The sequence below is a fragment of the Pedobacter sp. 10L46_2 genome, from assembly GCF_056395165.1.
Genome location: NZ_JBFTIZ010000235.1, coordinates 1 through 10,597 on the forward strand (window position 1 = coordinate 1; position 10,597 = coordinate 10,597).

At 39.2% G+C, this 10,597-nt stretch carries 9 protein-coding genes; all 9 read left to right on the forward strand.

Features of this window, described 5'->3' with window-relative positions:
• The coding region (gene epsC, locus AC1DDX_RS20265) for a serine O-acetyltransferase EpsC (protein ID WP_477622485.1) at positions 1–782 on the forward strand (782 nt) is incomplete at its 5' end.
• Between the two features lie 50 nt (positions 783–832).
• Positions 833–1,705, forward strand: coding sequence for a cysteine synthase CysM (gene cysM / locus AC1DDX_RS20270; RefSeq protein WP_288879400.1), 873 nt, complete (start codon positions 833–835; stop codon positions 1,703–1,705).
• A 133-nt stretch (positions 1,706–1,838) separates the two neighbouring features.
• Entirely contained in the window at positions 1,839–3,335 is a 1,497-nt protein-coding gene (locus AC1DDX_RS20275; protein ID WP_337716311.1) for a tagaturonate reductase, read from the forward strand.
• Positions 3,336–3,369: 34 nt separating this feature from the next.
• Positions 3,370–4,743, forward strand: coding sequence for an MFS transporter (locus tag AC1DDX_RS20280; protein ID WP_172663062.1), 1,374 nt, complete (start codon positions 3,370–3,372; stop codon positions 4,741–4,743).
• Between the two features lie 34 nt (positions 4,744–4,777).
• Positions 4,778–6,403, forward strand: a complete 1,626-nt coding sequence (locus AC1DDX_RS20285; RefSeq protein WP_288879398.1) for an NADP-dependent glyceraldehyde-3-phosphate dehydrogenase — start codon at positions 4,778–4,780, stop codon at positions 6,401–6,403.
• Positions 6,404–6,609: 206 nt separating this feature from the next.
• Positions 6,610–7,821 carry an alpha-L-fucosidase gene (locus AC1DDX_RS20290; RefSeq protein WP_477622486.1) on the forward strand — a complete coding sequence of 404 codons (1,212 nt, stop codon included), beginning with the start codon at positions 6,610–6,612 and terminating at the stop codon, positions 7,819–7,821.
• Positions 7,822–7,829: 8 nt separating this feature from the next.
• Positions 7,830–9,014, forward strand: a complete 1,185-nt coding sequence (locus tag AC1DDX_RS20295; RefSeq protein ID WP_337716307.1) for an SGNH/GDSL hydrolase family protein — start codon at positions 7,830–7,832, stop codon at positions 9,012–9,014.
• 11 nt (positions 9,015–9,025) lie between these two features.
• Positions 9,026–9,181, forward strand: a complete 156-nt coding sequence (locus AC1DDX_RS20300; RefSeq protein ID WP_477622487.1) for a hypothetical protein — start codon at positions 9,026–9,028, stop codon at positions 9,179–9,181.
• A 62-nt stretch (positions 9,182–9,243) separates the two neighbouring features.
• The coding region (locus AC1DDX_RS20305) for an alpha-amylase family protein (protein ID WP_477622488.1) at positions 9,244–10,597 on the forward strand (1,354 nt) is incomplete at its 3' end.

Here is a 10,597-nt window from a genome sequence, read left to right on the forward strand (position 1 = left end):
ATAATAAACAGCTTCAAATTGAGGCTGTACCATCCAATCAGGAAGTTGCTGAATGGGCAATGAATTTAATGAATTTGTTGTATCCAGAGCGTTTAACCTCGCCAGATTATTCAATTAATGAGATTAAGCGTTTCTTTTTAAAGCAAGAAAAAGAGCTGGTAAGGATATTAAATGCCACCAAAGCTTGTGAGCATAGCGATAATGAAGGAATAGCCAGAAAGATTTTTGAGAGTGTACCAGAGTTGTACAGAAGGATGAATACAGATATTTCTGCAATTCTGGAAGGCGATCCGGCTGCTAAAAGTGAGTTTGAAATTATCAGAAGTTACCCCGGTTTCCTTGCAATTGCCTTGTACAGGATTGCACATGCTTTGTTGCAAGCCGAAATTCCTATTGTACCCAGAATCCTTACTGAATATGCGCATTCCATTACCGGTATAGATATTCACCCCGGTGCGGTAATAGGCGAGTATCTTTATATTGACCACGGTACGGGCCTCGTTATTGGAGAAACTACCGTTATCGGAAATTATGTAAAGCTGTATCAGGGCGTAACTCTTGGCGCATTAAGCGTAGAGAAATACATGGTGGGCATAAAAAGGCATCCAACTATAGAAGATCACGTAATTATTTATTCGGGCGCAACCATTTTAGGTGGCGATACCGTTATCGGGCACGATTGTATTATAGGTGGAAACGTTTGGTTAACTAAAAGCGTGCCCCCACATTCAACCGTATATCATCAGTCGGCAGTTAAGGTTATCGAAACCAAGCAACCTTAAAATTAGAGTCGTTAATAAAATTGTAAATCAGAGAAAAGCGTAGTTTAATAATGGGAAATATTGTTGAGTTTGTTGGAAACACACCACTTGTAGAAATTCAGAGGTTACATACTAATCCGAACGTTAAGATTTTTGCCAAGCTGGAAGGGAACAATCCCGGAGGCAGTGTAAAAGATAGGGCAGCATTAAATATGATCCGCAGTGCAATAGATCGCGGAGATATTAAGAAAGGAACAAAACTGATTGAAGCTACAAGCGGTAATACAGGTATTGCCTTAGCGATGATTGCGTCTATATATGATCTGGAGATTGAGCTGGTAATGCCTTCTAATTCAACACGTGAACGTACCCTAACCATGGAAGCATACGGGGCAAAGGTTACTTTGCTTGAATCTATTGAAGTATGCAGGGATTATGCAGAGGAGAAAGGCGCCCAACCAGGTTATTTCTTGTTAAACCAGTTTTCAAATCCAGATAACTACCTGGCCCATTATAAAACCACCGGTCCTGAGATTTGGAAAGACACCAATCAGCAGATTACCCACTTTGTAAGCTCCATGGGCACAACCGGCAGTATTATGGGTAATTCTATGTTTTTAAAAGAAAAGAACCCGGATATACAGATTATAGGTTGCCAGCCAACTGAAGAATCATCAATACCAGGAATCAGAAGATGGCCAGAGGCTTATCTGCCAAAGATCTTTGATCCGAGCAGGGTAGATAGGGTAATGGATGTTTCACAGCAGGAAGCCACAGATTTTGCACGTAAACTTGCTAAAGTGGAAGGCATATTTGCAGGTATGAGTACCGGTGGGGCACTTGCCTGTTCATTAAGATTGGCCGAAGAACTGGAATCAGGACTAATTGTGTTCATTGCATGCGATAGGGGCGACCGCTATTTGAGCAGTGATCTTTTTGGATAGTACATTTCTTACGGATTTAGCAGGCAATTGTAACAGATTGTAACGATAACGATTGCGTAAATAATTTCCTCTTAAAACATTCATTCTTTATAATATTTATGTAGAATTGTTTTAGACAGAGCGAAATTTCAACATGACTATTTCTAAAGATATTTTAAAGAACCTAAAAAATGAAAACGTTATCATTCCTGATAACACATTATTAAATCTTCCTGAAAAGGTATTGCAGTTTGGAACCGGTGTTTTACTACGCGGGCTTCCAGATTATTTTATTGATAAAGCAAACCGTAAGGGTTTGTTTAATGGCAGGGTAGCTGTTGTTAAATCGACTAGTAAAGGCGACCTTAAAGATTTTAATGAGCAAAATGGATTGTATACAATCAGCGTAAGGGGTCTGGAGAACGGACAAACTGTTAAAGAGAACATTATATCCTCGTCCATCAGCAGAGTTTTATCGGCCGACAAGGAGTGGAGCGATATACTTAAAATCGGACAAAGTCCCGCTTTACAGGTTGTTGTCTCCAATACAACGGAGGTTGGTATTAGCTTATTAAAAGAAAGCATTGATTTAGCTCCTCCAGTTTCTTTTCCGGCAAAGCTATTGGCTGTGCTTTATGCACGATATAAAGCGCTTGGAGATATTAATGCTGCTGATATTGTGATTATTGCTACAGAACTAATTCCTGAAAACGGAAAAAAATTAGAATCAATTGTATTTGAACTTACCGAATTTAATAAGCTTGAACCTGAATTTGTAAGCTGGCTAAAAGCGCATGCTCATTTCTGCAATTCTCTGGTTGATAGGATTGTTCCCGGTAAGCCTGATGTCGCAACTTTAGAGAAGCTAGAGGAACAGTTAGGTTACAGTGATAACTTGTTGATCATGGCTGAACCTTATCGTTTATGGGCTATTGAGGGTGACGAAAAAGTTGCCGGGCTATTAAGCTTTAAGGAAGCAGATAAGGGCATAATTGTAAAACCTGATATCGAAATTTACAGAGAGCTAAAGGTAAGGCTGTTAAACGGTTCTCATACCTTATCATCTGGGATTGCCTATTTAGCTGGTATAGATACCGTAGCAAATGCAATGGCCGATCAAGCCATAAAAAGCTATATCGTAAAGGTAATGCAATCGGAAATTGTGCCTGCAATACCTTACGAAGTTCCGGGCGATGAGGCCATGGTTTTTTCGGCCGCGGTTCTGGACAGGTTTGCAAATCCATACATTAAACATTTATGGATCAATATCACTTTTCAGTATACCATGAAAATGAAAATAAGGATATTACCTGTTTTAACTCAATATTATAAGCTATTTAATAAGGTTCCATCAAGTATCGCTTTCGGTTTTGCTGCATTCTTATGTTTCATGAGAACTCAAAAAAAGGAAGAAAATCAGTACTTTGGGCAATACGATGGTAAGGAATACCTGATTACTGACGATCAGGCTGCTTATTTCTATGAAAAAAGCAAGATTGACGAAGCTGAGTATGTAAACTCAGTATTGTCAGATCAGCAGTTATGGGAAACCGACCTGCCAGGCCTTAAAGATTTTATTAAAACAGTAGAAGAAAATTATAACAACATAAAAACCTTTGGCATTACAGAAGCACTAGCCAAAACAAAATAAAAAAACAACCCAACCAAATACTAAACCAAATATAATGAACGAAAAAAAAGTAGGTAATTACAGGTGGACTATCTGTGCATTATTATTTTTCGCAACTACTGTGAATTATCTTGATCGACAGGTGTTAAGCTTACTTAAACCACATTTAGAAGAGATTTTTGGCTGGAGCAACAGCGACTATGCAAACATTGCTTCTGTTTTTCAATTTGTTTACGCTATATCGATGCTTTTTGCAGGGCGGATAATCGACAAACTTGGAACTAAAAAAGGATATGCCTGGGCCATCATTATTTGGTCGGTAGGTGCAGTTATACACGCCTTTGCTATTCCAATAGGTCAAAGCATTTCCACAGTACTTGGCTTTATGGGTATTGGCGTTGCCTCTGTTTCTATTGTAGGTTTTATGGTTGCCAGAGCAGTATTGGGATTTGGCGAGGCTGGGAATTTTCCGGCTGCAATTAAAGCTACTGCAGAGTATTTTCCTAAAAAGGAAAGATCTTTTGCTACCGGATTTTTTAACGGAGGTACCAATATTGGTGCGGTATTAGCACCTTTAAGTGTCCCGTTTATTGCAGCAAAATGGGGCTGGGAAGCTGCCTTTTTATTTATAGGTGCAATAGGTTTCTTGTGGCTTATATTTTGGTATAAATACTATGAAAAACCTGAAGAACAAAAAAGACTTTCGGCCGAAGAACTCGCTTACATAAAAGCAGATGATGTTGATACCAGAGTGATCAATAGTGAAGGTGTAGCTGAAGAAACAAAAGTATCGTGGTTCAAACTCCTTACATACAGACAAACCTGGGCTTTTGCTGTAGGTAAATTCATGACGGATGGTGTTTGGTGGTTCTTCCTGTTCTGGTTGCCTGCTTATTTGAAAGATCAGTATGGCATGATGGATACTCAGATCATGCTCCCATTAGCGGTATTGTACAGCATGACAATGGTTGGAAGTATTGGCGGTGGCTGGTTCCCAATGTATTTTATTAAAAAAGGATATGAACCATATGACGGCCGTATGAAAGCAATGTTAATGATTGCGGTAATTCCGCTTGTTGTGCTTGCTGCACAGCCTTTGGGCCATATATCTTTCTGGATGCCTGTATTGTTAATTGGTGTTGGTGCATCTGCGCACCAGGCATGGTCGGCAAACCTGTTTACCACAGTTTCAGATATGTTTCCTAAAAAAGCAATTGGTTCTGTTGTAGGTATTGGTGGTATGCTTGGCGGCCTTGGCGGTGTTGTTATGACAAAACTGGGTGGTGGGTTATTTGACCATTATAAGGCTCTAGGGCATATTGAAACCGGCTACACAATTATGTTTACAATATGTGCTGTTGCCTACCTGGTGGCTTGGGTAATAATGAAAACATTAGTTCCAAAATACAAAGTAATTAGTGATCTTTAACATATAATCTATTTTAATCTCTAACTATATATTAATGACTTTTAAAGATCATCTTGACTCGATTTTTGTTGACGAACGCGACATACCTGAAGAATTTAGGTTAACCGAAGAGGTTCATCAGCGAGAATACTTAAGTAATGGAAAAATGCATTCCTGGAGCGGAGAAGTACACGAAGTACTGTCGCCAATTTGTATCAAAACTCCAACAGGACTAAAGCGTAAAGTAATTGGCACTTATCCTTTATGTAATGAAGCTGAGGCTTCCGAAGCACTAAAGGCTGCAGTTAATGCTTATAACAATGGAAGGGGCGAATGGCCAACCATGAGCGTTGCTGATAGAATTACCTGCGTAGAGAAGTTTACGCACAAAATTATTGAAAAGAAAAACGAAGTAGTTAAACTATTGATGTGGGAGATTGGTAAATCTCATGCAGACTCGGTTAAAGAGTTTGACCGTACGGTAGAGTATATTTATGCAACAATTGATGCATTAAAAGACCTTGATCGTCAGTCGTCTAAATTTAGCATTGAACAGGGTATTGTTGCACAGATCAGACGCTCTCCTTTGGGTGTGGTTTTATGTATGGGGCCGTTCAATTATCCATTGAATGAGACTTTTACTACTTTAATTCCGGCCCTGATAATGGGCAATACTTTATTGTTTAAACCACCAAAACACGGTACTTTATTACATTACCCATTGTTGGAGGCATTTAGAGACTGTTTCCCGAAAGGCGTAGTAAACACCATATATGGTCGTGGTAATAAGATCATTCCTAACCTGATGAAATCGGGCGATATAAATGTGTTAACCCTTATTGGTTCAAGTAAGGTAGCCAATGAGCTTAAAAAGCTGCATCCTAAAGTAAACCGTTTACGTGCAATACTTGGGTTGGATGCTAAAAATGCAGCCATTATAACTGCAAATGCTGATGTAAAGTTAGCAGTACAGGAAACAGTGTTGGGGTCTTTATCGTTTAACGGACAAAGATGTACGGCGTTAAAAATCGTATTTATACATCGCAGCCTTGCTGATGTGTTTTTAAAGGAGCTTTCTGAAGCTGTGGCGCAGCTTAAATTTGGGATGCCCTGGGAGCATGGTGTATCATTAACTCCTTTACCTGAACCTCATAAACCTGCATATATACAGGAGTGTATTGCAGATGCCATAGCCAATGGTGCCCATGTGATAAATGAAAATGGTGGTGCTACAAATGAATCGTTTGTATTTCCTGCAATTGTTTACCCGGTTAAAAAAGGTATGAAATTATATACCGAAGAGCAGTTTGGCCCGGTTATACCCGTTGTACCTTTTGATGATCTGGAAGAAACTATTGAGTACCTTATCGAATCTACACACGGCCAGCAGGTAAGTATTTTTAGTAATGATGATGAAGAAATAGCTGAACTTATTGATCCTTTGGTGAATCAGGTGAGCAGAGTAAATGTGAATTGCCAGTGTCAGCGTGGTCCGGATGTATTTCCGTTTACTGGCAGAAAAGATAGTGCCGAGGGTACGCTTTCAGTAGTAGATGCTTTAAGATCGTTTTCTATAAGGTCGTTAGTTGCCACCAAGCTAAATGAAAACAACAAGCATTTGATAAATGCAATTGTTGATAGCAACAGCTCTAACTTTTTAAGTACAAAGTACTTATTTTAGGGAAGGGTGTGGGTGTACTGTATGCACATCGTCATCTCGACGATAGAAGAGATCTCTTGGTTATGCTCATTCAAGAATTCTTTTATCGTCGAGATAACGGAATGGTCCAATAACGAAGTGTGCTAAAATTGCTTAATGAATTGACATAATAATAGAATTATTAATATCCAATATCCTTTTCTTTGCTATAACCAAATTACTAATGTATGAAAAAGTTAAATTTGCTTATTATCGGATTGGTTATGTCATTTTCGGTATTTGCACAAAAAGATTATTTAAAAGAGTCTGAAGCAGCTAAAACCCAACGTATGCCTGCCGAATATGAAAAATATGCTGCTCAATTTGATCCACAGAAGTTTGATGCTAAAAAATGGGTAGAGATTGCTAAATCGGCAGGGGCTAAATACATCGTTATCACTTCTAAACACCATGATGGTTTTAGCCTTTGGGACAGTAAAGTGACCAAATATGATATCATAGATGCTACTCCCTTTAAAAGAGATATTTTAAAAGAACTTTCTGATGCATGTAAAGCTGCCGGAATTAAGTTCGGGTTGTATCATTCTATTATGGACTGGCATCAGCCAGATGCTAATCCTAAGCAAAAGCCTGATGTAAAACCAGATTTCAACAAATACAGAGAAGAGTATTTAAAGCCTCAACTGGCTGAATTGATCAAGAAATACGATCCAACCATTTTATGGTTTGATGGAGAGTGGATTCCTGAATGGACAGAAGAGCAGGGAAAAGACCTTTATAACTATCTGCGTAATCTTAAACCTTCTTTAATTATAAACAACCGCATCGGTAAAGCGCGCGGAGGTATGGAAGGTATGAATAAGTACCAGGATGCTGCCGGTGATTTTGGAACTCCAGAACAAGAGATTTTAAAAACCAATTCTCAGGACTACTGGGAAAGCTGCATGACAATTAACAACAACTGGGGCTTTGCCAAGTACGATCAAAATTGGAAATCGGCACAGGCGTTAATTGATAATCTTGTTGATGTAGCTGCTAAGGGCGGAAATTACTTATTAAATGTTGGCCCAAGTGCCGAAGGTGAAATTCCTGCACCAAGTGTAGAGCGTTTGGGAGAAATGGGCAAGTGGTTGGATATTAACAAGCAAGCCATATACGCCACTAAAGGTATAGAAAATTATAAACAAGGCGACAATATCAGATTTACGCAAAGTAAGGATGGAAAAAGCACTTATGTGATCTTTAACAAGGCCGAAAATAATGAACTGGTTTTAACAGCGGTTCAGCCAAAAGAAGGTTCAAAAGTTTATATGCTGGGGGTAAATAAACCTCTGGAATGGACTAAAAACAACGATTCTGTGGTTGTGAAACTACCAACTGAATTACCTGGTAAATATGCATGGACTTTAAAAATTCAAAGTTCATCTAATTCTAAATAGATTTTTAAATGAGAAAGTTTGTACTGTGTTTTTTAGTGGGTTTAGTTTGTAGTGCTTCAGTTATTGCACAGGTTAAAACCTTACCATTTAGCAAGTATATTACAGAAAGAAAGGGCCTCCAGAATGCTTACAATGCTATTTCTATACAGAAAAATGCCACTGTAGCTTTTCTGGGCGGTTCAATAACTTATAATAGTGGCTGGCGAGATAAGGTATGCGCTTATTTAAAAGAGCGTTTTCCGGCTACAAAATTTCATTTTATTGCGGCTGGCATCCCTTCGTTGGGAAGCTTGCCGCATACCTTCAGATTAAGCAGGGATGTGCTGGATTCGGGTAAAGTAGATCTTCTATTTCTGGAGGCGGCAGTGAACGATCAGGTTAACGGAACGGATAGTGTTACTCAGGTTCAGTCACTTGAAGGTATTGTTAGGCATGCCAAAACCAATAATCCGTTAATGGATATTGTGATGATGTCGTTTGCCGATCCTGATAAGACAAAACTGTACGATTCGGGTATTGTGCCTACCTCGGTAGCCAACCATGAGCTGGTTGCAGATCATTATCAATTGCCTTCTATTAACCTGGCTAAGGCTATACGAGATAAGCTGGCAAACAATGAGTTTAGCTGGGAAAAGGATTTTAAAGATTTGCATCCATCGCCATTTGGTCAGGAATTGTATTTTGAGGCCATAAAAGATCTGTTGTCATCCAGCCTAAGTAAAGCTAAGCAGCAAAAGGCTACAAAATTGCCTGCTTTATTAAATAAAGGAAGTTTTACCCGCGGAAGGTATCTTAGCATAGAAACTGCCGAAAATAAAAACGGCTGGGAACTGGTAAAGAGCTGGACACCAGAAGATGGCTTGGGTACCCGCCCGGGTTTTGTAAAGGTGCCTATGCTGGTTAGTACCGTTGCAGGGTCATCTTTTACATTAAAATTTAAAGGTAATGCAGTTGGAATGGCCATAGTATCAGGCTCCGATGCCGGTATTGTTAGCTATTCAATTGATAATGGTGCCGAAAAACAACTTGATTTGTTTACACAATGGAGCAAATCTTTACATTTGCCCTGGTATGTTTTATTTGGGAGCAATTTAGCCGATACTGATCACGTATTAAAAGTTACTATCAGCGCAGAAAAGAACCAAAATAGTAAAGGAACTGCCTGTAGAATAGTAAACTTTTTAATCAATTAACATCCCCCATCATGCTCAAACGCATCTTTATTTTCTCTCTTGTATTGCTTGTGTCATCTGTTAAAGGTTTCTCTTTTGATAGAAAAGGTAATGATCCTCAGGTTGTTAATATTCCTTACGGAGCGGAATCTGAAGTTGTATATAACCTAGTAAGGATTATGAGCTGATTAAGTACTCGGAAACGGCTGTTAAAGACAAGTTCGGAGTTGGCAAAAAATACACCATAATTTTGACTAAAAGCGGTTTGCCACAGATGGAACAGGTGTTTTATGTTTATCCGGGTCACGATTACTTTTTTACTGAAGTTTCTTTAAAAGGCAGTAATGTTAAGAGTAATTATATGGCTCCGTTGATCTCTAACAGCGCAAGTATTCAGGCCAAAGGCGATAACCGAACGCTTTTTGTTCCTTTTGATAACGATACTTTTATCCGTTATAACGCAAAATCTATGGGTGCTGCTGTAGTAGAAAACACGAGTGCAGAAGTGGGCGCGGTGTATGAAAACCATAGCAGGAAAGGCTTAATAGTAGGCTCTGTAGAGCACTTGATTTGGAAAACAGGGGTGCTTACCAAAGGCGTTGGCGATGACCTATCTGAGCTGCGCATTTGGGGTGGATATACAGACGAGAAAGTGACCAGGGATAAAACAATCCATGGTTCTATTTCTGGCTCAGTGGTGAAGTCGCCAAAGGTATTTGTTGGTTATTTTGCTGATTGGAGAATCGGATTGGAAGCTTACGGCAAGGCAAACAGAATTGCAGAGCCTCCTTTTGTTTTTAACTGGACAAAGCCGGTTCCTTTTGGATGGAACAGCTGGGGCGTTATTCAGGAAAAATTGACCTATGAAAAGGCAGTAAAGAACGTTGATTTTTTTGCAAATGAGCTTCCAAAGTTTAGAAATGATGAAACTGCTTATATAGATCTTGATTCATTTTGGGACAATTTTACCGGCGGTATGCGTGGCGATTATAGCAAACTGAAAGAATTTGCTGATTACTGCAAGCAAAAAGGTTTACAGCCGGGTGTGTATTGGGCTCCGTTTACCGACTGGGGTTTTAAATCTGGCGGCGATAGGGAAGCTGAGGGCAGTAAGTATAAATTCAGTGAGATGTGGACTAAAGTTGGTGGCAATTATCATGATTTTGATGGTGCCAGAGCACTTGATCCTACACATCCGGGAACCAAGAAAAGAGTTGATTATATTATTGATAAGTTAAAGGCTTGTGGTTTTAAAATGATCAAGATTGACTTTTTAGGCCATGCTGCTGCTGAGTCGGATGTTTTTTATGATAAGTCTGTTACCACAGGGATGCAGGCTTATAAAGCGGGTATGGAGTATCTTATCGATAGGATGGATGGGCAAATGCTTGTTTATGCTGCTATATCTCCCAACTTGGCTACAGGAAGATATGCCCACATTAAAAGGATTGCTTGTGATGCCTGGAAGACGATTAAGGATACTGAGTATACCTTAAATAGTGTTAATTACGGATGGTGGCAAACTTATGTTTACAATTTTGTAGATGCTGATCATATTGTATTTGCCGATGAGAAAGAGGGTGTGAACAGAGCAAGGTTAACAT